General features: G+C 63.2%; 18 protein-coding genes and 1 tRNA gene. 8 read left to right on the top strand and 11 right to left on the bottom strand.

Annotation, left to right across the window (positions count from 1 at the left end; all coding sequences use genetic code 11):
* The first annotated feature begins 82 nt into the window (after positions 1-82).
* Positions 83-994: a toll/interleukin-1 receptor domain-containing protein gene (locus H4V99_RS14745; RefSeq protein ID WP_280679549.1), complete on the top strand. Its 912-nt coding sequence runs from the start codon at positions 83-85 to the stop codon at positions 992-994.
* A 252-nt stretch (positions 995-1,246) separates the two neighbouring features.
* On the opposite strand, the gene H4V99_RS14750 is transcribed toward H4V99_RS14745, so the two are convergent.
* Positions 1,247-1,372 carry a hypothetical protein gene (locus tag H4V99_RS14750; protein WP_280679551.1) on the bottom strand — a complete coding sequence of 42 codons (126 nt, stop codon included), beginning with the start codon at positions 1,370-1,372 and terminating at the stop codon, positions 1,247-1,249.
* A gap of 32 nt (positions 1,373-1,404) precedes the next feature.
* Between H4V99_RS14750 and H4V99_RS14755 the strand changes: the two genes are divergently transcribed.
* The 3 genes from H4V99_RS14755 (at position 1,405) to H4V99_RS14765 (ending at position 3,085) form a co-directional block, all read left to right on the top strand.
* Positions 1,405-1,947 carry a hypothetical protein gene (locus tag H4V99_RS14755; RefSeq protein ID WP_280679553.1) on the top strand — a complete coding sequence of 181 codons (543 nt, stop codon included), beginning with the start codon at positions 1,405-1,407 and terminating at the stop codon, positions 1,945-1,947.
* 43 nt (positions 1,948-1,990) lie between these two features.
* The gene (locus tag H4V99_RS14760; protein WP_280679554.1) at positions 1,991-2,167 is read left to right on the top strand and encodes a hypothetical protein; all 177 of its coding nucleotides are present in this window, start codon (positions 1,991-1,993) and stop codon (positions 2,165-2,167) included.
* Positions 2,168-2,329: 162 nt separating this feature from the next.
* On the top strand, positions 2,330-3,085 hold the full coding sequence (locus H4V99_RS14765) for a hypothetical protein (RefSeq protein ID WP_280679556.1): 756 nt from the start codon (positions 2,330-2,332) through the stop codon (positions 3,083-3,085).
* Between the two features lie 1,395 nt (positions 3,086-4,480).
* Here the strand turns inward: H4V99_RS14765 and H4V99_RS14770 are convergent.
* Positions 4,481-4,570, bottom strand: a tRNA-Ser gene (locus tag H4V99_RS14770).
* A gap of 84 nt (positions 4,571-4,654) precedes the next feature.
* On the opposite strand from H4V99_RS14770, the gene H4V99_RS14775 reads away from it, so the two are divergent.
* The gene (locus H4V99_RS14775; RefSeq protein ID WP_280679558.1) at positions 4,655-5,440 is read left to right on the top strand and encodes an SGNH/GDSL hydrolase family protein; all 786 of its coding nucleotides are present in this window, start codon (positions 4,655-4,657) and stop codon (positions 5,438-5,440) included.
* A gap of 10 nt (positions 5,441-5,450) precedes the next feature.
* On the top strand, positions 5,451-6,815 hold the full coding sequence (radA, locus tag H4V99_RS14780) for a DNA repair protein RadA (protein ID WP_280679560.1): 1,365 nt from the start codon (positions 5,451-5,453) through the stop codon (positions 6,813-6,815).
* 20 nt (positions 6,816-6,835) lie between these two features.
* On the opposite strand, the gene H4V99_RS14785 is transcribed toward radA, so the two are convergent.
* From H4V99_RS14785 to H4V99_RS14800, 4 genes are all read right to left on the bottom strand, one after another.
* The gene (locus H4V99_RS14785; RefSeq protein WP_280679562.1) at positions 6,836-7,282 is read right to left on the bottom strand and encodes a dehydrogenase; all 447 of its coding nucleotides are present in this window, start codon (positions 7,280-7,282) and stop codon (positions 6,836-6,838) included.
* Positions 7,283-7,353: 71 nt separating this feature from the next.
* Positions 7,354-7,992, bottom strand: a complete 639-nt coding sequence (locus H4V99_RS14790) for a hypothetical protein (RefSeq protein WP_280679564.1) — start codon at positions 7,990-7,992, stop codon at positions 7,354-7,356.
* A gap of 176 nt (positions 7,993-8,168) precedes the next feature.
* Positions 8,169-12,824, bottom strand: a complete 4,656-nt coding sequence (locus H4V99_RS14795) for an ExeM/NucH family extracellular endonuclease (RefSeq protein ID WP_280679566.1) — start codon at positions 12,822-12,824, stop codon at positions 8,169-8,171.
* A 260-nt stretch (positions 12,825-13,084) separates the two neighbouring features.
* Positions 13,085-13,603 carry an amino-acid N-acetyltransferase gene (locus H4V99_RS14800; protein WP_280679568.1) on the bottom strand — a complete coding sequence of 173 codons (519 nt, stop codon included), beginning with the start codon at positions 13,601-13,603 and terminating at the stop codon, positions 13,085-13,087.
* A 988-nt stretch (positions 13,604-14,591) separates the two neighbouring features.
* Between H4V99_RS14800 and H4V99_RS14805 the strand changes: the two genes are divergently transcribed.
* A complete protein-coding gene (locus H4V99_RS14805) occupies positions 14,592-16,079 on the top strand; it encodes an HNH endonuclease signature motif containing protein (protein WP_280679570.1) in 1,488 nt (495 codons plus the stop codon).
* 113 nt (positions 16,080-16,192) lie between these two features.
* Here H4V99_RS14805 and H4V99_RS14810 read toward each other — a convergent pair whose 3' ends face one another.
* Complete coding sequence (locus tag H4V99_RS14810) at positions 16,193-18,718, bottom strand: ATP-dependent Clp protease ATP-binding subunit (protein ID WP_280679572.1); 2,526 nt, start codon at positions 18,716-18,718, stop codon at positions 16,193-16,195.
* A gap of 242 nt (positions 18,719-18,960) precedes the next feature.
* On the opposite strand from H4V99_RS14810, the gene H4V99_RS14815 reads away from it, so the two are divergent.
* Positions 18,961-20,379: a hypothetical protein gene (locus H4V99_RS14815; protein ID WP_280679574.1), complete on the top strand. Its 1,419-nt coding sequence runs from the start codon at positions 18,961-18,963 to the stop codon at positions 20,377-20,379.
* A gap of 21 nt (positions 20,380-20,400) precedes the next feature.
* Here H4V99_RS14815 and H4V99_RS14820 read toward each other — a convergent pair whose 3' ends face one another.
* The 4 genes from H4V99_RS14820 to panC form a co-directional block, all read right to left on the bottom strand.
* Positions 20,401-20,580, bottom strand: a complete 180-nt coding sequence (locus H4V99_RS14820; RefSeq protein ID WP_280680166.1) for a hypothetical protein — start codon at positions 20,578-20,580, stop codon at positions 20,401-20,403.
* A gap of 16 nt (positions 20,581-20,596) precedes the next feature.
* Positions 20,597-20,740 carry a hypothetical protein gene (locus H4V99_RS14825; RefSeq protein ID WP_280679575.1) on the bottom strand — a complete coding sequence of 48 codons (144 nt, stop codon included), beginning with the start codon at positions 20,738-20,740 and terminating at the stop codon, positions 20,597-20,599.
* 2 nt (positions 20,741-20,742) lie between these two features.
* Positions 20,743-22,251 (bottom strand): lysine--tRNA ligase, encoded by a 1,509-nt coding sequence (lysS, locus tag H4V99_RS14830; protein WP_280679577.1) that lies wholly within the window; start codon positions 22,249-22,251, stop codon positions 20,743-20,745.
* 73 nt (positions 22,252-22,324) lie between these two features.
* The gene (gene panC, locus H4V99_RS14835; protein ID WP_280680154.1) at positions 22,325-23,191 is read right to left on the bottom strand and encodes a pantoate--beta-alanine ligase; all 867 of its coding nucleotides are present in this window, start codon (positions 23,189-23,191) and stop codon (positions 22,325-22,327) included.

Raw genomic sequence — 23,191 nt, forward strand, 5'->3', positions numbered from 1 at the left:
AGGGCGGAGTACTCTCATCTTCTGCGAAGAGGGTGTGTGAAAGATGCGCTAAGTCGCGTGCGGACGCTACGCTCAAGGTCAAATGAGCGCTGACCTCTTTATCTCTTATGCATGGACTTCCGATGAGCATCGCGAGTGGGTTCGCCTGCTCGCGAGCCAACTTCATCAACTTGGTTACGTCGTGCAGATCGACGAGGCCGTCGACTACGGCGCTAGCCTGAGCGGCTTCATGCGCGAGGTGACCGACGCGAGACACGTCCTGCTCGTGGTAGACGAAAATTATGTTGAACGTGCTGATCACAGGCCGGAGTCGGGCGTGGGCATCGAGACGAAGTGGATTAGCGCGGTCCATGCAGATAAGTCGTCGACGTGGCTATCCGCCTTGTGGGTGCGCAATCCAGACCGCCGTCTGCCTACATGGTTAGACGGCCTCGACCCGAAGGGCTTTGACTTTAATGCAACACCCGTCGACAACGACTTCCCCGGTGCCACGCAACTCAATGAGATCTGGCGGTGGGTTGAAGGTCTGCCAGCGAGTGCGGCCAACGCCATCCCCTTGGCGGAGATGCGTAGGCGGTCGGCAAGGCTCGAGCGCATGGACGTCCTCCGTGACCCAGGTCAGTACGCGAGCCCGTCGCTGAGCGGAAAGGCCACTTTCCGACACAGCGACCATCGGGAGTACACGATCGGGTACGACGAATATGAGTTCAAGATCCAATTTAGCGGGCGTCGACATGACAGCGTGTTCGTCTACGCTGACGGAGGATTAGAGGCACTCGGGCTGATCACAAGCGAGACCTACGATCCGGCAAATGTTGAGAGTTTTCTTCGAACGGCGCGAACTGCGCAGCCGCTGGCTGGGCAAATGGTGGTTCTCCTCAACGCCACAGGGGCACTTTGCGTCATTACGATCGACGAGGTGCAGGCCGAGGTCAACGACGAGGTCTATACCCCTGCACACGTCACTTTCAGCTGGGAAGTCCTAACGCCGTAGAGACCGTTCCGCTAGCGCATCAGCGACGCTCTACGTAACGGTTCACTTCTACAAGGTCTGCTGCGAATAGCGCATTGGGAGCTCGCCAGCCATGCTTCAATGAGAGGAAGCCTCGTGGTCGTCGGTCCGGTTCTCACGGTCGGTCACCGCGGCCATGTGGTCGTTGGTATTTGAGCACGTAGCGCAGCACTGTGGTGTCTATTTTACCCTTTTCACCCGCATTCCCGGCGTGCTGAGCAGCCCTAGCGCCTCTCAGACGAGCAGATCCAGATAAGCGCGCACAGTGGCGGTGCCCGGCGCGATCTCGGTGAGTCCGTGGTCGACGATCGTGATGATCGAGGTGTCATCGGTGCCCTCGATCACCATGGGCACCAACATCGTTCGCAGTTCGGCACGCCCAGGTCGCTGGAATGATCGAGCACCTGCAGCAGCAGCTCGTACTCGTCGTCGACGACCTCCAGACGATCGCGGATCCCGACGCGGCCCAGGCTCAGATCGAGTCAGTGACCGCTGACGCAGCCGAGCAGGTCGCGTCAGCTGCCGCCCGCGCCAACCGGGCCGAGACCGCCATGCATGAGGCCGAAGCCAATCGGGCCGAGGCCGACGCGGCCGCTGAGGAATCCGCCGCCCAGGTCGACGACCTCTGCACCGCCCTCAAGGCACTCGAGCAGCGTGCGGCCACCTTGGAGAAGGATCTGGTCATCGCGCGTGAGTATCCCGAACGGGCCACCGCAGAGATCGCCACGCTGACAGACCAGAAGGCCGCTCTGAGCGCCGAGAACACAGCAACGACAGGCACAGCTAGTCGAGGCCCGGGAGATCGTCACAACGACCGCAACGGCCAAGGACGAGGCACTGGCGGCCGCGCGGGACGCGGCCGTGCGTGCGGACGCCGCCACGGCGCGCGCCGAACGCGCCGAGGCGGAGGCTACGAGCACCCGCGGCCAGCTTGACCAGGTCCGGACCGAGCGAGAGAGCGCACGGGCGGAAGCGCTCGTGCTCACCGGGCGCTTAGCAACGGTAACCAGCGAACGCGACAGCGCCACGGCCGAGACCGCGAGGGAGCGTTCCTATGTCGAGCAGCGAGTCACAGACGTGCGGGCCGCCTACGAGCAGCAAATTGCCCTGCTGCGCGCCGACCTGGAGCAGTCACGGAGGAACGGGCGCGAATAACGGCTCAGTGCGGTAGAACAGGCGTCGCCGCGAGGACCGCGAACGCGATCCCGCTTCTCCGGGGGGTGGTGCATCGCTACTGCCCGAATTTGTCACCCCATCCGACTGGGACGAGAGGCATGGCTAATCTTGAGCAGCTGACATACGGCTAAATTTGCAGGTGTGAGTGGAAAAAAGTCGAAGGAAGCACGACGCGCAGAGCGGCAACGTCCCGCATATCTCGTGAATGCGCGGTTCGCGAACGAATCGGCAGACCGGGTGCTTGCCGTCGACGCTTCCCGAGTGCCACTCAGCCGAACAAACCAGTTCATCGTCGGGTGGCTACGTGCGTCCTTCGAGCAGAGCAGAGTCATCGCCACGCTGACAGCAGCAAACATGGCTCCGGCAGCCGCTCCCAACCGACGAATGTTTGCGGAGATAGCGCTCCGATTGCATTGGCTTCACGATCTTGCGCCGGAGGATCGCGCGGGGGCAGTGGACGCAATGCTCGAACACGAACGCGAGCAGACCGTGAAAACTCTCGAACATATGCGGGTCATGGGCTGGGACAGCTCTGTTGACCTGACTGACATGAACGCGTTTGTTTTGGATGAGACCAAGAACGGTCGCATCAAAGACCAAGCGCGGAAAATTGCCGCGGCAGCCCACTCCACTGACGTAAAGAACGCAGGGCTCTTTCGAGCATGGCGCGAGGAGTCCTCGTATGCGCACGCCTCAGGGTTTCTGGCCGGTGCATATGCACCGGCCAGTAACAACACGCTAGGAGAGGGAAATCCCCCGGTCAGTGATCCTGACCTGGAGGCCCACCGCCTGGTGACTCTTTTCGTAGTTACACTCGCGCACCGACTTCTCATCGAGAATCAGACAGCAGAGGAAGTCGCGATGTCGTTTGTCGATGCCTTTTTCCAGGTTCAATAAGCAGCAGGCCCGTCACGAGGGCGTCGACGTGAACCTAGGGGCGGCCCAGGATCTCCCGGACTCCGATTTGGATATTCTCGCCGAAAATCCACGCCTGTGCTGAGTCAGTGTATGGCAAACGGCATTGGAGGTCACCAGTCTCCTTGTCGAAGGAGTAGTCGGCTTCCCACGTCTGTTTTCCCGAGGCCGACTTGAACGTCGCGCGGACACGAAAGCCCTGCACTGAGACGTCCTTAAGGCGTGCCATATTCCAAGTTGAGGCGTCCACGACCGCGCGAAAGTTAGAATCCGTCAATTCCGCCATTAGGCACCTTCTCCGTCACCGCCGAACCGAGCAATCCTCCTAGAATCCTAGCCGCCGCGACGATCCGTAACGTCAGCCCTGAGTACCAGCGGCACGGGCGACCCCCTAACCACCGCAGGCGAGGTCACGCGCAGAGCTTTTCCCGAACTCAACTCTAGAGCGGAGTCGGTCAGCATCCGGGCAAAAAGAAAGGCCCCGTAACCAGTAAAATTCCGGGTCAAAAAGTTTTTATGTGTAGCGGGAGCGGGAATTGAACCCGCGACACCACGATTAGCCGGCCCTAGAAGCGCTGCCCCGCTTCACCCGTGGCGTCGGCTCCCGGCCCCATTCGGCAGCTCGATAGCACGCTCATGCGTCCAGCCGCGGCAGTCGTCGTGGGACAGGCGCGAGCCCTCAGGAGAAGCACCCGTGAAGTACCGGTTTTAAAAAGCAGAATTCCCTGCGGATTTCCCTGAACTCCCGCGGATTTACGCGGATCTCCGGTGGATGGAAGCGTGTACCGTTCGTATCGCCGGATTCTCAACCTTTGCGACTCTGCTCGCACCCACGATAAGTATGTGTACAGAAGTGCAAACCCCTCCCAACTCCCTTGATTTTGTGCGCGCCCAGGGGGTTCCTGAACTTGAGTTGTTGTCGCGAAAATTGTGTATGACGCTTGAACGTCAATATGCCTGCTTCCCTTCTTTCGTATGGGCCGCACCGCTTCCGGACCACTACACATTACGACGACGGTGAATGTGTAAGGGTGTGTATTCGAGAGACACGAACCACACAGCAGATTCCCAGACATGTTGGGCGTGTCGAGCAGACGTATCCCCGTGCGCATATCGGTAGCGAACCGTGGCCGTGACCAATGCGAGGACGTCGAATCGGCTGCTCTCGAGCCGCCACAGAGCACGATGGGGGTCGTCGCCAGGAAGGCACAGGTTACGCGGCAGTTATGTGGTTCACCACTCACCGCATGCCTCAACTCGCACTTGCTCACACCCACTCACAGATGTTCCGTTACCGCTGCGTTACCGCTGGGTCAATCCCGGCAAAGAAAAACCCCCTACTTCCCAGTTAAACACTGGAATGTAGGGGGTTTTTCGTGGCGGTACCGGTGGGATTTGAACCCACGGTGGAGTCTCCCCCACACGACTTTTCGAGAGTCGCACCTTCGGCCGCTCGGACACGGTACCGAGGGAGAGCTTAGTTCACTCTGCGCCCCCGCGCGAATTGAGATTGACCGGCGACTTCTCACCCTCGCGTTGTATTCTCGGCGGATGCGAAAATTGACCTCGGGCATCCGCTCTCTCGTGATCACGGCCGGTATTGGTGTGGCCGCTGGTATGCGTCTGAGGAGCTTTCGCGAGCGTCTGGCGGCCGATTCCGCGGCGCTGAATGACACGCTTCCGGTACACTCGCTCTGGTGGCGCACCCATGCCAAGGAGCGTGGCGAGCTACTGTACGTGGCCATCGGTGACAGCGCAGCGCAGGGCATTGGCGCCAGTCACCCGGGCAACAGCTACGTGGGCATTCTGGCCGACCAAGTGCGCGTCGCCACGGGCCGCACGGTGCGCGTGATCAACCTGAGCGTGTCGGGGGCGACGGTTCGGCTCGCCGTGCAGGATCAGCTGCCGCGCTTCGCTAGGTTGTCCCCTGACCTCGTGACGGTAGCCATCGGCGCCAATGACATCGCCGACTGGGATGCCGCAGTGTTCGAAACCGGCATTCGTCGCGTGTTTGAGGCGCTGCCGTCCCATGCTCTCGTAGCGGAGCTACCCTGCTTTCACCTGCCGGCAGCCGAGCGCAAGGTGGCCGAGGCTAATCGCATTCTGCACATCGTGGCTGCCGAACGGGGTCTCACCGTGGTGCCCCTGCATGCGGTGACGAAGCGTCCGGGGATGCGCAGCGTCGCGACGCACGTGGCGAAGGACCTCTTTCACCCGAATGATCGCGGTTACCAGGTGTGGGCCGACGCATTTCGTCCGTCCCTCACAGCCAGCGTCGAACAGCGTTTCACACCGACCGACACCCCCGAGCCCGAGAGTGTCCGAGGCCGCGGCTAGGCTCGTTTACATGGCTAAACCCGTCTCCACCTTCCGCTGCACCGAGTGTGGCTGGACCACACCCAAATGGGCTGGCCGCTGCGGCGAGTGCCAGCAGTGGGGCACCGTGCAAGATGCCGGGCAGTCGGTGGGCATCATTCGCAGCCTCAAGGCCACCGTGCTGAGCGGCGAGGGCATCGCTCGCTCCATTACCCACGCCCAAACAGATGCCGCCGCGCACTGGCCCACCGGAATCAACGAATTCGATCGCGTGCTGGGCGGTGGAATCGTTCCCGGTTCCGTCATTTTGCTCAGCGGCGAGCCGGGCGTGGGTAAATCAACGCTCCTGCTCGAGGTGGCGTCGAAGGCCGCGGCCGCCAAGTCCCGGGTGCTCTACGTGAGCGCCGAGGAATCCGTGAACCAGGTGCGCCTGCGGGCCGAACGCACCAACGCTCTGCAGCAGGAACTTTACATCGCGGCCGAAACCGACCTCGGCATCATTTTGGGCCAGATCGACGCGATCAAACCCGACCTCCTCATTGTGGACTCGGTGCAGACGGTCTCCAGTGCGCTCTCCGACGGCTCCGCGGGGATGCCCAGCCAGGTGCGGGAGGTGGCATCCACTCTCATCCGCGTGGCCAAAGACCGTGATCTGCCGGTGCTGCTGGTGGGTCACGTCACGAAGGACGGCTCGATCGCGGGACCCCGCGTTCTCGAGCACCTGGTGGACGTGGTGTGCCAGTTCGAGGGCGACCGCCAGACCTCCCTGCGTTTTGTGCGGGCGCTCAAGAACCGCTTCGGCCCCACCGACGAGGTGGGCTGCTTCACCATGACCGGTGAAGGCATCGAAGAAGTCCCCGACCCCAGCGGCCTGTTTCTCAGTCGCGGCGCCGAACCGGTGTACGGCACCTGCGTCACGATCACCATGGAGGGCCGCCGCGCCATGCCGGTGGAGGTACAGGCGCTGGTCACAAAGACGTCGGCCCCGAACCCCCGCCGCGTCACGAGCGGAATCGATGCCGCCCGCGTGGCCATGCTGCTCGCCGTGCTGCAGGAGCGCGTGAAAATGGATCTCTCGGGAATGGACGTGTACGTGTCCACGGTTGGCGGCATCCGTCTCACCGAACCGGCCGCCGACTTGGCCATTGCCCTCGCCATCGCCTCGGCCATGACCGGGCTGGCTATCGGGCACGAGGTGGTGGCGTTCGGCGAAATCAGCCTTGCCGGCGAGATTCGCGGCACGTCCGCGGCCAAACAGCGAGCCAACGAGGCGAAACGACTGGGCTTCAGCACTCAAGTGGATGCCGTGAGCGGCTCCATCCAGTCGGCCGTGGCCTACGCACTCACCACCGGCCAGGACCCGCGCGATGCCGAACTCAACGAGGCCTTCCGCTAGAGAACTGCGCAGGCGCGGGGCTAGTCGAGGCTGCTGATGTCGTGGGCCGCGCCCTCGCCGGGCTGCTCGCCCAGCGCGCGCATGAGGTCGGCCGGGGCGGCCTGCATCACATGCGGACCGGCAATGTCGAAGAACACCATTTCGAGGGTGCTCTCGTGCACGGTGAGAAATTCGCGCAGCCACTGGCCGTCACCCACCATCACCTGCGGGTTGACGTCATCGGGCACCATTCGCGCGTAGTTCTCCGCGGATGAAAACAGCAAGAGCATGCGCTTGTCGGTTCCCTCGCGACCAAAGACGCGCACCTGCTCAGCCTGCCCGTTCACCACGAGCTGCGGAATGATCATCACGTCATTGCGGAGCGCGTAGGCGACCGCCACCACGTCCTGGGCGGCGAGGGCCGCAGAAAGGGCCTCGGAGTGAGTGGGGGCGGCGGGCTCTTGGTCTGGGGAAAGCGAATCAGTCACCCCCTCATTCAATCAGGCTCAGTGGGGTAAAGTCTCACAACACCGAGTGAGCGCCAGGAGTCAACCAGACGTCAGTAGAGCAGCATCTGCTTCGGGCTCGACGAGGCGATGCCGTCAACCGTGACGTTGAGATAGTACGAGGCACCACCGCCGGGAGCGGCGTCGCGCGTGGGTTCGGCGCAGGTGGCAACGGCGGAACGGGTGCGATCCCAGGTGATGGGTACCGAGGAGCTCACGGCAACACCGGGCTTAAGGGTTACCAGGGAATCGACGGCATCGGTCTGGCAGTCCGTTGAGGTCCAGTAGGTGTCGTTGCCGCTCGTGACCGTGAACACCTGCGCTGTTGTGCCGGCGTTGATCACGCACGTGTTGGTGCCGTTGTTGATAAGACTGAGCGACAGAAGCGGGAACTCCCCCGGGTTGTAGGAGCTCTTGTCGGTCAGAGCATCAACCGTGACGTTTTCGGGCGCGCAGGGAGCTCCATCGACAGCGGCCACGGGGGTCGGGGCGGGGCTCGTCGAGGCATCCGCTGCACTGCTCGACGGTTGCGTCGAGGAGTCTGCACCCGGTTCACCACTGCTGGACCCCGGTCTCACGACCACCAACACAATGATGACCACAAGGGCGAGAAATCCGAGGAGAACTACAAGGCGACGGCGCCGGTATACCCTGCTGGATTGGCGGCCGATTGGCTGCTTGATGGTCGACATGCCCCTAGGTTAACGATGTTGCCCACCCACACCCGGTAACAATGAGCGTGTCGGTGAGAATTACTCCGGAATTGGAGAGTGCGTGGTGACAACCCGAGAATTTCCGGTTGTCACCACGCACTCCGAGAGCCGCAGACGGGCGTTATGCTCGTTGATCGGCGACTTCGGTACTGCTGTTACTTTTTGAGCCTCACGTCAGTCCAGCCGATCACGTCACCGTTGGCATTCTGAGCGGAGAGCGTCGTTGTGCCGGGCTTGAGCGTCTGGTCGAGGGTGACGCTCACGGTACCGTCAGCACTCACGAGCAACCATCCACCCAGGTTGTTGGCCTGCTTCTTCTCGAAGAGCCACACCGACACGTAGGTATCGGCGTACTCGGCGCCCACGTTGACAACCACGGTGGCTCCGGCTCCATAGGAAGCCTTGTCGGTGTCGATGGCGTTCTTGAGCGCCTTCGTCAGCGATTTCTCAGCAACCGCGGTGGGCGCATCCACTGGCTCGGCGTTGACCGTCACCGCAGCGGCGAGGCGCACAACGGTGCCCGACGGTGCGGCGGTCATGGTGAGCACACTGTTTTCGACGGCGTCGGCCGGTACCGTCAGGGTGACGTTTGCCGTTCCAGCCGCGTCAACGGATGCCGTTCCCACGTCGATGCCATCCCAGCTGAGCGCCAGCTCCGTGTTCTTCGGGGAACCGAGCGAGGTGAGGTTGAGGTCACCCACTGTGAAGGAGACGGTGTCGCCCGGCTTCACGGCGGCGGTCGGTGCCCCCGTGATCGAGGCCTGGTTGGCCTTGAAGGACGGCGCCAGGTTCGGGTTGTTCTGGAGGTAGGAGACCCAGGCGTCCCGGTCCACGAGACCCGAGTCACGAGTGTTGGTTCCGTTTCGGAACTCACGGAAGTTATCGCCACCCGTGAGGAGGAAGTTGAACGAACCGATGCGGTAGCTCGTTGCCGCATCAAGCGCCACGCCGTCAATCCAGATGCCCGTGATGCGGTCGCCCGCGGCCCGGGTCTGGTCGAACGTGTAGTTGACGTTGTCGCTCAGACCCAGCTGCAGGAACGGTCGGCTCGGAATCGTGCCGTCCGCGTTGGTCTGCCACTGCTGCTCCAGAACGGTCTTGAACTGCGCGCCGGTGAGGCTCGTGGTCCAGAGGTTGTTCAGGAACGGGAGCACCGCGTTCGCCTCGGCGTACGTGATCACACCATCAGGAGCGAACGAGAGATCCGCGCGCATTCCACCCGGGTTGACGATGCCAATTTCGGCCCCGCCAATGGTGGGGTCGGCCAGCGATGCCCGCAACGAGTTCGCGACCAGGCTACCCATGGTGGAGGGAGCCATCCGGTTCTCGGCGCACGGAGCCACTCCACCCAGGCAGGCCCGGGTGATGTCGGCGGTCAATGTTCCGACCGGCACGTTGCCGAGCACGGCTGCCTGAGCCAGCGCAGCGTTCGTGATCGTCTGCACTTCGGCAACACGCGGGTACGTGGCCACCAGTTCGGCGTCGAGCGCCGCGCTGGTCACCCCGGTGGCGGGAACAACGCGCTTCACGTTGCGGTTCGTCACCGTGGTGGTGTCACCCGAGATGGAGTCGTAGTTGAGAACAACCTGACCGATGTTTTCGCCGTAGCTGCCTGTCTGCAGCACCGGGCGGGTCACGCCGTCGGCGGCACCGGGAACGGGTGCATCCCACGCGTACTGCTTGTGCGTGTGACCGGTGAAGATGGCGTCGACCTCAGCCGACGTTCCGTTCACGATGTTCTCGAAGGCACTGCCGGTGAGGGCGAGTTCCTGCTCGAGGGTGGCACCATCGGGGGTGCCTGCTCCGGCGCCCTCGTGGTACTCGGCGATGAGGACATCCGCTTCACCGTTTGACTCGTCACCATCGGTGAGAGCGGATGCGACGCGGTTGACGGCCTCGACCGGGTTACCGAAGCTCAGCGTCGCGATGCCGTTGGGTGAGACGAGAGACGGGGTCTCCTCGGTGACGGCGCCGATCACTCCGACCCGCACACCGTCGACCAGGATGATCTCGAACTCCTGCATGGCCGGCGTCGTGGTGCCGGCGAGGTAGACGTTGGCTCCGAGGTAGCTGAAGTTGGCGGCGTCGGCCACTCGACCCTGCAGGTCGGCGAAGCCCCGGTCGAACTCGTGGTTTCCCACGCCCGACGTCTTCAGGTCGAGCGCGTTGAGCATGTCGATCGTGGGCTGGTCGTTCTGCGACGATGACGCGAACAGCGACGCGCCAATGTTGTCGCCGTCGGAGAGGAACAGGGTGTTGTCGTCTCCGTACTCGGCACGCAGCTTCTCCACGGTTCCGGCGAACTTGACGGTGTTGGCGTCAATACGGCCGTGGAAGTCGTTGATGTTGAGCAGGTTCAGCTCGACATTGCTCGAAATGTTCAGGCCCAGCACAACCGGGTCGTGGTCCGAGGAACGGTAGGCATCTGCTGCGTAGAAGTCGGTGACGTTGCTGTTGTACCGGCTGTACTCGAGGGCGACCGACTCCACAGAGTTGATGTTCCACACGTCGACGTCGTTCACCGTGGCATCCGCTTCGGGGGAAGCGAACACGTGGTCGAGCGAACCGACGGTGCCGCCGTAGGCGTAGGTGTACTCGCCGCTCTTGGCCTCCTGGTTGATGAAGCCGGCGTCCGTGATGACCTTGATCGGGTCTTCCTGGTCGTAGGCGTTGAAGTCACCGGTGAGGAACACGCGGTCGATGCCGGTGCTGGTCGTGAGACCGTTGGCGAAGTCGACGAGGGCCGTGGCCTGGTTGACGCGAGAGGCGTTGGATGCGCCCTGACCGTCTCCCATATCGGCGTCGACGCCCGAGCCGGAACCCTTGCTCTTGAAGTGGTTGACGATGGCAAGAAAACGGCTGCCCTCGTCGCCGGGCAGCTGGAATGCCTGCGCGAGCGGCTGGCGTGCGTTGCTGAAGGCTGCGGAACCGGTGAGGATCGTGGAGGCGCCCACGGTCTCGACGGTGCCCACCTTGTAGATGAACGCGGTGCGGATGACGTCTTCGGTGGCGGGAAGCGTGGCGGGCGAGGCGACGAATGCCCAGACCGTGCTGCCAGCGTCGGCGTTGAGGGCCGTCACGAGGTTGGACAGTGCGTCGTCGCGGTTCTTGCCGAACGCAGCAGAGTTCTCAATTTCTTCGAGCGACACCACATCGGCGTCGAGCGCGTTGATGGCGGCCACAATCTTGGCCTGCTGACGCTCGAAGTTCACCGCGTTGGCTGCTCCGCGGGCGTCACAACCACCGCGAACCGTGATGGGGTTTCCCGCACGGTCGGTGTAGTAGGTGCAGCCGGTGATGGAGTCACCCACGGTGGAGAAGTAGTTGAGAACGTTGAAGCTCGCGAGGCTCACGTCGCCTCCCACGTTCTCGGGGGCTGCCGTGCGCGTGTTGGAGAACGTTGCGGGCTGAACAGTTGCCGCGTTCTCGACCGTCAAAGCTTCGGTGGGCTGGAACTTCCAGGCACTGTTGCGGTAGTCGAGGATGACGGGCGTCTGAAATTCAACGGCCGCACCAATGCGCAACGGCGCCGTGGTCGTCAGGTAGGGAACCGGGGTGCCCTGGTTGCTGGAGGAGAGGAAGTTCGTGCTCGCACCATCGTCGAGGGTGACCGCGCGGGCCTTGTTCTCTGCAATAGCGGCCGTGTACTCGGCGGAGAGCGGGCGAGCCGTGACGGTGGGGTTCACCAGCGGCGTTGTTCCGGCGGCGAGGCCGATCTCGGCGTACTGGCTGGTCGTGTAGTTGTTGGTCACGGTGAAGTCGCCGGTGGGGGCGATCAGCATGCCTTCGAGGGACTCGCGCTCGGCATCCGTTGCGGGAAGGCCTACCGTGGCGGGAAGCGGGTCGACGATGTCGGTGCCGTTGAGCGACGTGATGTCGCTCAGCGTGGCCGTGGTGATCTGGGTGAGACCGTAGTACTCGGAAACGAGTCCGACCACCGAGACATAGTCGCCAATGGCAACGGATGACGCGGTGCCGGTTCCCGTGTACACAAACAGTCCGTCGGATGCCGTGTGGGTACCGAGGTCAATGGCTCCGCCGGTGCCGGGGGTCTGCAGGTAGAAACCGCGGAACCCTCCGGTGGGATACGCGGCGGTGACAATTCCGGAGGTCTTCACGGTGGTGCCCGCGAGCGGGCTGGTGTCGGTGGTGCCCTGGATGGCGCTGATCGCGGTGGTGTCTGCGGGCGGCTCCGTGGGAACGGGGGTGGCCGTGGGGGTGGCGGTGGGCTCGACCGGTGCCGCCGCTTCGCCGTTGGCGTTCGTGGGTGTGATCGTTGCCGACAGGCTGAAATCAGCACGGTTGTTGTCGGAGTCGGCGAATCCCGCACGGTTCAGGGACTTGACGTCGGTATTGCCGGCGGGCGCAACGGATGCGGCGCCCTCGAATGTGAGTGACGTGCCGTAACCGATGGCGTCGATGACGCTCGTGTTACCGGCGATATCGCCGGACGGCAGGGTCAGTGCGCTCTGGGTATTGGCGAGCACCAGCGTTCCAGCCGACCCGCTCGGGTTCAGCTTGCCGGCGAGGTCCGGCGTGGGAAGGGCTGCGCCGGTAGAACCGTTGGAGCCACCGCTGATGAGGAAGTATCCACCCGCGGCGATCGTGCCCGAGAGGGTGTCGTTGCCGGTGAAGGCATCCGTTTCAACGCCTGAAGCCTTGCGGTACTGCAGCGACCAGGCGCTCAAGTCGATGGGGCCGCTGGTGGGATTGTAGAGTTCGACGAATTTGTTGGTGAAGGCAGCGCCGGCGCTACCCCCACTCAAATACACCTCGTTGATGACGACACCGGTGCCTGCGGTGTTGGCCATTGCGGGCAGCGCTACGATCGGAGCAGCTACGAGGCTGACTCCCAAAACTGCTGCGGAAATGAGCGTCGAAACGCGTCTGGACGGTGTTTTCACTGGTTCCCCTATGGATGTGCGATGCCCTAAGTGGTCTTCGCAGACTATCCACAGGAAGTGTCGGGGAGGTTAACTCCCCGAAGTTTGCTCACATGAGCAGTCGATGGGAGGGAATTCTTTTGGACTCGTCGCAGCACCGCGTTGAGGCTTGATCAGGGAAAAGAGGCTTAGACGGCCGACACTGCCTTCACCATGCGCGTGTTGCCCAGCGTGTTTGGCTTGACCCGCGCGAGATCGAGGAATTCCGCCACTCCCTCATCGTGGGAGCGTACGAGTTCGGCGTAGACAGCTGGGTCCACCGTTTCGGTGCCCATGTCCACAAAGCCATTGCGGCTAAAGAATGGCACCTCAAACGTGAGACAGAAGAGGCGGCTCAGACCGAGGTCGCGGGCATCCACTTCGAGGCGTTCCAGGAGCGCGTGGCCCACCCCGTGGCCGAGCCAGGCGGCATCCACTGCCAACGTGCGCACCTCACCGAGGTCTTCCCAGATGACGTGCACCGCGCCGCAGCCGATCAGGCGGCCCTGGGCGTCCTCGGCCACGCGAAACTCCTGCACGGCTTCGTAGAACACGACGAGGTCTTTGCCGAGAAGGATGCGCTGTTGCACGAGTGGTTCGACGAGCGCCTGGATGCCGGGCACGTCGCTCGTGCGAGCGCGGCGCACCGTGAAGTCGTTCTGCGTCATGGGTGGCCCCTCTCGTTGTGGAACCTCAAGTCTAGGGACTGGTCCCGGGCCGCTCCCACCACCGCGCGCGGCGCTTCCTAGCCGCCCGAGCGCGAGCTTGCGAGCAATCCCGCTGGTCGAGCGCGAGCTTGCGAGCAGTCCCGCTGGTCGAGCGCGAGCTTGCGAGCAGTCCCGCTGGTCGAGCGCGAGCTTGCGAGCAGTCGAGACCTCGAGACCGGTCTCGCAACCCGCGTGGCCGCTACGAATATCGAGGGGCGCTACGGTAACCGGCGTAGCCCCCACCGAAATCGGGCGCGACCATCCGCCACATTGGGCGCGACCACCGAAAACAGGCGCGCCCACCTTCTTCGCTGGTCGAGCGCGAGCTTGCGAACAGTCGAAACCTCGTGATTTGGTTTGCAGGACTGGGTTACGAGGTCTCGAGACGCCGGCGAAAAGCGTGCCGGCTCCTCGACCAACGGGGTCGGTGTCGCCACCCGCGTGGCCGCACCCTCTCGCTGGTCGAGCGCGAGCTTGCGAGCAGTCGAGACCTCGTGAGCTGGTCTGAGGGACTGGCTCACGGGGTCTCGAGACGCCGGCGAAAAGCGTGCCGGCTCCTCGACCAGCGGGGAGGTGGAATGTCGCAACCTGCCCTGCCACCCTTCCGCTGGTCGAGCGCGACCTTGCGAGCAGTCGAGACCTCGTGAGCCGATTTTCAGAGTCGGCTCACGGGGTCTCGAGACGCCGGCCAACGAAGACGGGGTCTCGAGACGCCGGCCAACGAAGACGGGGGCGAAGGGGCGGTGCGGGCGTTGGCGGCAGCGTGGGGGGCCTGATTATGGGGGTAGGCGGGGCCTGTGGACGGTGAGAACAGGCGTCAGTTAGGCGCGTGAGGGCCCTGATGGGCCCTGCCGGAGCCGATGCTGTGCATGGAAATATTTACTAAGGTCACGAGTTTTAAACGTGAGTAAGTCTCGCTGTCTTGTTCGATTCAGGGTAAAATGAGGACATGTTCACGACGATGAAGTCCGGTCCCGAAGTGGTCGCCCTGCTGCAGCAGGCCAGCGATCTGATCGGTGACGCTCTCGACGGAGCACACTTCACCCTCCTCGACGATGACGCCGCCCTGAGTGTGATGGGAGCGTTGGAGGCGGTGGGGCGCCGCGTGGATGGTGGCCGGATCTGGTCCGCCGCCGACGTGGGCATGCGCGCCGAAACTAGTCGTGGCCACGACTCCCTCGCGTGGAAAAGCGGATGCCGCACCAAGTACGAACTCATCACCGGCATCACCCGGGTGTCCGCCTCCGAAGCCAAGCGGCGGATGCGCCTCGGAGGCATCGTCACCGGTACTGCCGCGGCCACGAGTGGCCTGCTTGGCCAGTCGGTCACGGTGCGACACCCGGCCGTCGCCGAGGCGCTCACGTCAGGGAACCTCGGCGTGGACGCCGCCGACGTGATTGTGGCGGCGTTGGAGCAGATCTCTTCCCGGGTTGCCCCGGACGATCTCGACCGGGCCGAGCGCGCTCTCGTCGCCTCGGCAACCGGAGCGATCACCCCCGAGACCGAGGGACTTCCCGGGGCAGGGATTGCGTTCTCGGCCGATTTGATTCGGGCGCAAGCGCACGAGTGGGGCGCGATCCTGGACCCCGACGGCGCCGCGCCGAGTGATGAGCAGACCGCCGCGACCAGCACTGTTGGGTTCGGACTCCTGAAGAACGGGTTGTATCCGCTGCGAGGCGGAGTGACACCCGAACTGCGCGGCGTGATGAACGGTGTCTTCGCCACCTTCATTAGCGCCCACGCGACACCCGCATTCCCGTCGGCCGAGGATCAGGCCCGCATGGAGGCCGGGGAACTGATCCCGGGAGCGGAAGAGATGTGTGATGACCGCACCGGCGGGGAGAAATGCGCCGACATCCTCCGGGCCGTGTTTGACAAGACCGCACGGGACCCGAAAACACCCCGGATGGGCGGCGCGGCCCCAACGGTGATGGTGCACGTGAATTCCCGAGATCTGAAGAACGGGCGCGGCGTCGGCTGGATCGACGGCGTCGACGCACCGATCAGTCTCAAGGCGGTGCAGGAGCGACTGTGCGCGGGTGGGTATCAGCAGGTGATCATTGGTGAGAACGGCCAGGTACTGCATCTCGGGGAGAAGGAACGGTTCTTCAGCCCGGCACAGCGCCGGGCCATTGCCGCCCGCGATGGTGGGTGTGTCATTCCCGGCTGCACCATTGCTGCCGCGTGGTGCGAGGTGCATCACGTCTTCCCGTGGAAGTTCAATGGGCCAACGAACATCGATAACGGGTGTTTGCTGTGCTGGTATCACCACCACAGCATTGATGCGTCCGGGTGGCAGATCAAGATGGTTGATGGCAGGCCGTGGATTCTTGGGCCGGTGCTTTTTGACCCCGGCCAGAAGTGGCGACCAGCCGCCAGCCATCGGGCCAACACCCCCAGCACCGACCCGCCCTGGGCATCCGATACCCAACGGTGAGACGGCTCACGAGGTCTCGAGACGCGCGCGAAGTGCGTGCGCACTCCTCGACCAGCGGGAATCGACGAAGGGCCCGGCGGAGTGATCCGCCGGGCCCTTCGTCGTGCTGGTGCTTAGTCGCTCGTGATGGCGAGGTCAGGCGTTGCAGGGCCGGTGCCCACGCTGGCCGTCGTATTCACGCCCACACCCACTGCGTCTGCACGCGTCGTGGTTGTGAAGACAAACTTGCCGTCCTTGAGGTCTACGTGCACGTGGTCGCCCGCGTTCAGCTCACCCTGCAGAATCTTCTCCGACAGGCGGTCCTCAATCTCACGCTGAATTGCACGACGCAGCGGACGTGCTCCCAGAGTGGGATCGAAACCAATCTCGATCAGGCGCTCCTTGACAGCGAGCGTGACCTCCACCGTCATGTCGCGGTCAAGCAGACGCACGCCGAGGCGCTTGATGAACAGATCCACGATCTGAAGCAACTCGGGCTTCGTCAGCTGCGGGAACACGATGACCTCGTCCACGCGGTTGAGGAACTCGGGCTTGAAGTGCTTCTTCAGCTCATCCTTCACCTTGCCAGCCATACGCTCGTAGCCCGTGGTGCTGTCACCCTCGAGCTGGAAACCAACAGGTCCAGCGCTGATGTCCTTGGTACCGAGGTTGGTAGTCATGATGATGACCGTGTTCTTGAAGTCGACAACACGACCCTGACCATCCGTCAGACGACCCTCTTCCAGAATCTGGAGGAGCGAGTTGAAGATGTCGGGGTGAGCCTTCTCGATCTCATCGAACAGCACCACGGAGAACGGCTTGCGACGCACCTTTTCGGTGAGCTGTCCACCTTCTTCGAAGCCCACGAACCCGGGAGGAGCACCGAACAGACGAGACACGGTGTGCTTCTCGCCGTACTCACTCATGTCGAGCGAAATCATGGCGGCCTCGTCATCGAACAGGAACTCTGCAAGCGCCTTGGCGAGTTCCGTCTTGCCCACTCCAGTGGGGCCAGCAAAGACGAACGAACCAGACGGACGCTTCGGGTCCTTCAGACCTGCACGGGTACGACGAATGGTCTTGGCGAGCGCCGAGATGGCCTCTTCCTGACCAATGACGCGCTGGTGCAGTGCCTTCTCCATGAACACGAGGCGAGCAGACTCTTCCTCGGTGAGCTTGAAGACGGGGATGCCGGTGGCCTGAGCCAGAACCTCAGCAATCAGCCCCTCATCCACGACAGCCGTGGACTTGACGTCGCCGGACTTCCACTTCTTCTCGAGCCGCAGACGCTCGCCGAGGAGGTTCTTCTCCTCGTCGCGCAGACCAGCAGCCTTTTCGAAGTCCTGCTCCTCAATGGCGAGTTCCTTCTTGGCACGAACCGCAGCGATCTTCTCGTCGAATTCGCGCAGCTCGGGCGGGCTCGACAGGATCGACAGACGCAGGCGAGCGCCAGCCTCGTCAATCAGGTCAATGGCCTTGTCCGGAAGGAAACGGTCGGAAACATAACGGTCGGCAAGGTTCGCCGCAGCGACAAGAGCACCATCGGTGATGGAGACCTTGTGGTGCGCCTCGTAGCGGTCACGCAGTCCCTTGAGAATGTTGATCGTATGGGGCAGCGACGGCTCGTTGACCTGAATGGGCTGGAAGCGGCGCTCGAGAGCGGCATCCTTCTCAAAGTGCTTGCGGTACTCGTCGAGCGTGGTGGCACCAATGGTCTGAAGCTCTCCACGCGCAAGGAGCGGCTTGAGAATCGACGCAGCGTCGATTGCACCCTCGGCGGCACCCGCACCCACGAGGGTGTGGATCTCGTCAATGAAGACGATGATGTCACCACGCGTGCGGATCTCCTTGGTGACCTTTTTCAGTCGCTCTTCGAAATCACCGCGGTAGCGGCTACCGGCAATGAGCGAACCGAGGTCGAGAGAGTACAGCTGCTTGTCCTTGAGCGTCTCGGGCACATCGCCCTTGACGATGGCCTGGGCAAGACCCTCAACAACAGCCGTCTTTCCCACACCGGGCTCACCGATGAGGACAGGGTTGTTCTTGGTACGTCGAGACAGAATCTGCATGACGCGCTCGATTTCCTTCTCGCGCCCAATGACCGGGTCGAGCTTGTTATCGCGTGCGGACTGCGTGAGGTTACGACCAAACTGGTCAAGAACCTGACTGCCAGCGGTGTTGGCGGTCTGCTCGTTAGCGCCGACCTGCACCTGCTCCTTGCCCTGATAACCGCTCAGGAGCTGAATAACCTGCTGGCGCACCCGGTTAAGGTCTGCACCCAGCTTCACGAGCACCTGTGCAGCAACGCCTTCACCCTCGCGGATGAGACCAAGCAGAATGTGCTCTGTTCCAATGTAGTTGTGGCCGAGCTGCAGCGCTTCGCGCAGGCTCAACTCAAGGACCTTCTTCGCACGTGGCGTGAAGGGGATGTGTCCGGTGGGCTGCTGCTGACCCTGACCGATGATGTCTTGAACCTGTTCACGCACGGCATCGAGTGAGATACCGAGACTTTCCAGGGCCTTGGCGGCAACGCCTTCACCTTCGTGGATCAGACCGAGCAGAATGTGCTCCGTACCGATGTAGTTGTGGTTGAGCATCTTGGCCTCTTCCTGGGCCAAAACGACGACGCGACGAGCTCGGTCGGTAAATCTCTCAAACATATGATCGCTCCCTTGGCGCCAGGGCAGTTGGTGCCGTTACATCGAGAGTAACGAGCCTGCGCCACCAATGGGTCGATGTTCGCCCTAGGCGTGACGGATGCTTGCCTCCGGCCCCCGTGCGCGTCACCCTGCGCGCCTCCCTCGACCACATCAGAGCGGATGCTGACCGCAGACAAAGAGGCAAGTTTGGGCCATGATGTCGGCGAACAGTGCTGTGCAACGCCGACCGGAAGGCGAAGGACATGGAGACCGTGGAGCGTCCCGAAGAGATGATTGCCCGGCTCTCAGCCGAGAATGAACGGTTGCGACAGCAGCTGAAACCCACACCACGCGTGCACGGCAGCGCGACACACCGCCTGCGCGCGATCATCGCCGTGATCCTGATCGTGTTCGGAACGCTGCTCGCCCCCGTGGCGGTACTCGCCCTCTTCACCAAAGCCGAGGTCACCAACACCGACCGCTTCGTGGCCACGGTCGAACCACTCATTCGGAACGCAGCCTTCCGCGGCTACCTCGTAGACGAGGTCGTGACCACGGTCAACACGCAGGTGGACTTCGATGCACTGTCGGCCGACCTGTTCAGCGGTCTCGCGACCCTGGACCTACCACCACGTGCTCAGGCCGCCCTCCCCCTGCTGCAGCAACCGGCCGCTGAGGGCATGCGTTCCCTCGTGCGTTCCACCGCCGAACGCGTCGTCTCCTCAGAAGCCTTCGCGCAGGTCTGGGGGGAGGCGCTCCGGGTGAGCCACACGCAGATTCAGGCGGCGCTCAGCGGTGACCAGTCTGCCGCGCTCGTCATCAGCGAAAACGGCGAACTGGGCATCCAACTCGGCCCGGTCATCGCCGAAATCAAGACCCAGCTGGTGGCTCAGGGCTTCACTCTCGCCACCAGAATCCCCGACATTGATCGCACCATCCCCATTGCCCAAGCGGATGCCCTCGTGCAGGCCCGCACGGCGTACACGCTTCTCGACACGCTCGGCTTCGTTCTGCCCTGGTTGAGCCTGGCCCTCATCACGGCCGGCGTGCTCGTGGCTCGTAAGCGCGCTCGGGCCCTCATCTGGGCCGGCCTCAGCCTGGCAGCCATCATGATCCTGCTGATCGGGGCACTCGCTATCACCCGCATATTTTTTGTGAGTGCGCTGTCACCCGACCCCCTACCTCGTGACGTGGCCGGGGCCGTCTTTGATTCGGTGGCACCATTCATCAGCGCCAGCGCCCTCGCGGCGGCACTGGTCGGGGGTGGCGTCGCCGTGGTGGCCTACCTGGCCGGACCGTTCCGCGGGGCACGGGCACTACGCGGCTTTACCCGGGAGACGGCTGGCGGAGTGCGCAACTCAGCACTGAACAGCGGTATCAGCACGGGGGGCTTCGGTCGATTTGTGTATCGAGCCCGGCGCACGCTCCACGTGCTCGTCGCGGTGATCTCGGCCGCCGTGATCCTGTTCGTGCGACCCCTCACCCCGTCGACAATCATCTGGACAGCAGTGATCGCGCTTTTGGCCATTCTGCTCATCGAACTTCTGCAGCTCCCGCCCGATACTCGGCAGGAGACGGACGTGGAGACGAACACGAACACGGACATCGACACGGACGCGACCGAAGAGATTGTTCTGGTGCCGGTTCAGGAGGAGACCACAGGCAGGTCAGATACCGACTAGCGCCGAAACGATCCACACACCCTAGAGAACGGGCTTGTCCAGTCCGAGGCGCGCACGCTCTTCGGCTTCCATTTTGGCGTACACCTTACGTTCCGTGCGATCGGCACGAAGGATGGTGCGCAGCAGCAGCCAGAACAGCAGTCCCAGAAAAATGGTGGGTACTACGGAGAAGAGTGCGTTGGCCCAGAAGTTCTCAATCACCCTCTCAGACTACCGTTTATTTGCTTGTCAACCCGATAATTCCCTGAAGGAGCGAGTACAGTCCGATGCCGCCCACAACCACCCAAATGACGATGCGATTCATCGACGGCTTCTTCGGATCCTTGTCGGGCTGCAGGTTGTCCGGCGGAAGAAACGTCATCGCTATTTCACCAGCGGAAAGAGGATGGTCTCCCGAATGCCAAGCCCGGTGAGGGCCATCAGCATCCGGTCAATTCCCATTCCCATGCCACCGGTGGGCGGCATGCCGTGCTCCAGCGCACGCAGGAATTCCTCGTCGAGACGCATCGCTTCCGGGTCACCGTTCGCAGCCAGTCGAGCCTGCTCCACGAAGCGTTCCCGCTGCACGACGGGGTCCACCAGCTCGGAGTATCCGGTGGCGAGTTCGAAGCCGCGTACGTACAGGTCCCACTTCTCCACCACGCCATCAATCGAGCGGTGACCACGAACGAGGGGACTCGTGTCCACCGGAAAGTCCATCACGAAGGTGGGGCGAGTGAGGCCACCCTTCACGAAGTGCTCCCACAGCTCCTCCACGTACTTGCCGTGAATGGGGTGGTCGATTTCCAGCTCTTCACGAACAGCCAAGGCCTTGAGCTCTGCGATCGGCGTCTGCGGCGTGATGACCATTCCGGCCGCCTCGGACAGGCTGTCGTACATGCTGATGCGCGCCCAGTCGCCACCGAGGTCGAACTCGGTACCGTCGGCCCACGTCACCACGTGCGATCCGGCAATCGCGAATGCGGCGTTCTGAATCAGGCTCTGGGTGAGGTCGGCAATGGAGTTGTAGTCGCCATACGCTTCGTAGGCCTCGAGCATGGCGAACTCGGGCGAGTGGGTGGAGTCCGCGCCCTCGTTGCGAAAGTTGCGGTTAATCTCGTACACGCGGTCGATGCCGCCCACCACGGCGCGCTTCAGAAAGAGCTCCGGTGCAATGCGCAGAAACAACTCGGTATCGAACGCATTGCTGTGTGTGGCGAAGGGTCGAGCGGATGCCCCACCATGCATCACCTGCAACATCGGCGTCTCGATCTCCAGAAACTCCAGGTCGGTGAATGTTTTGCGCAGGCTCGCCACGGCCGTGGACCGGGCGATCACGTTGCGGCGTGCCTGATCGCGACTGATCAGGTCGAGGTAGCGACTGCGCACGCGCGTCTCTTCGCTGAGCTCGGTGTGCAGGTTCGGCAGCGGAAGAAGCGCCTTCGCGGCGATCTGCCACTCGCTCACCATGATCGACAGCTCACCGCGGCGGCTGGAGATGACCTGCCCCGACACGAAGACGTGGTCGCCGAGGTCAACGAGGTCCTTCCACTGGGCCAGCGACTCGTCGCCCACCTCACCGAGGGACACCATGACCTGGATGCGCGTTCCATCGCCGGACTGCAGACTCGCGAAGCACAGCTTGCCGGTGTTGCGGGAGTGCACCACGCGGCCGGCGAGGCCGACAACGACGCCGGTGACGGCATCCGCTTCGAGATCTCCGTAGCGGGCACGCACGGCCGGAATGGTGTCGGTGACGGGCACCGACACCGGGTAGGCACCGCCGGCCGGGGAGGTGGCCGCAGCGTTCAAGCGCTCACGCTTACCGAGGCGAACGGCTTTCTGCTCGTTCATCTCGGCGGTGGTGAGCTCTTCGGCGGGGTTCGTGCTCATGCGGGTCTCCATTGCGGTGCGGGTGCTGCGGTGCGGGGGTGCTGCGTTGCGGGGTGCTGCGGGCGTATTCAAGTCAGGCGACGTCGAGCGCCACGTTGTCAATCAACCGTGTCGTGCCCACGAGGGCGGCAACGAGCATGCGAGCGGGCCCAACATGGTCCGCCGAGACGGGAAAGAACGTGTGCGGGTGAACGACAACGAGATAGTCCAGCTTAACCAGCGCCTGAGGGTCAATGAGCGCGTGAGCGGCCGCGAGCGCCGCAGTGGCACCGTGGGATGCGGCCACCTGAGCAGCGGTGAGGCCCGCCGAGAGTGCGGCAGCAGCCTCGCTCTCGGCCGTCGTGAGGTTGCGGTTGCGGCTCGACAGAGCCAGCCCGCTGTGCTCGCGCACGGTGGGAACAACATCAATTGCCACCCGCACGTTGAGATCGGCCACCATGCTCTGCACGAGAAAAACCTGCTGGGCATCTTTTTGGCCAAACACGGCGGTGTCGGGAGCCACAATGTTGAGGAGCTTTGCGACGACGGTGAGCATCCCGTCAAAGTGTCCGGGGCGGGCCGCTCCCTCGAGGAGCAAGCCCACGGGACCAGCCGCTACGCGCGTGGTGTTGTTCGTCTCGGGGTACATCTCGCGAGCGCTCGGCGCGAACACGAACGGAACACCCTCCAAGGCCAGTGCCTGCAGATCCGCCTCGAGCGTGCGCGGGTAGCGGTCGAGGTCTTCATTGGCACCGAACTGCAGTGGGTTGACGAAGATGGATACGAGCACGATGTCACCGAGCTGCCGAGCGCGGCGAATGAGGGCCAGATGCCCGTCGTGCAGAGCACCCATCGTGGGGACGAGCACAATGCGAGTGTCGCCACCCATCATTGCGGCCTTGTCCCGGGCCGCACCCAGTCGGTTGCGCAGCTCGTCAATGGTGCCAATGACTTCTGGCAT

This window comes from Cryobacterium sp. CG_9.6 (genome assembly GCF_029893365.1).
Lineage (GTDB): Bacteria > Actinomycetota > Actinomycetes > Actinomycetales > Microbacteriaceae > Cryobacterium.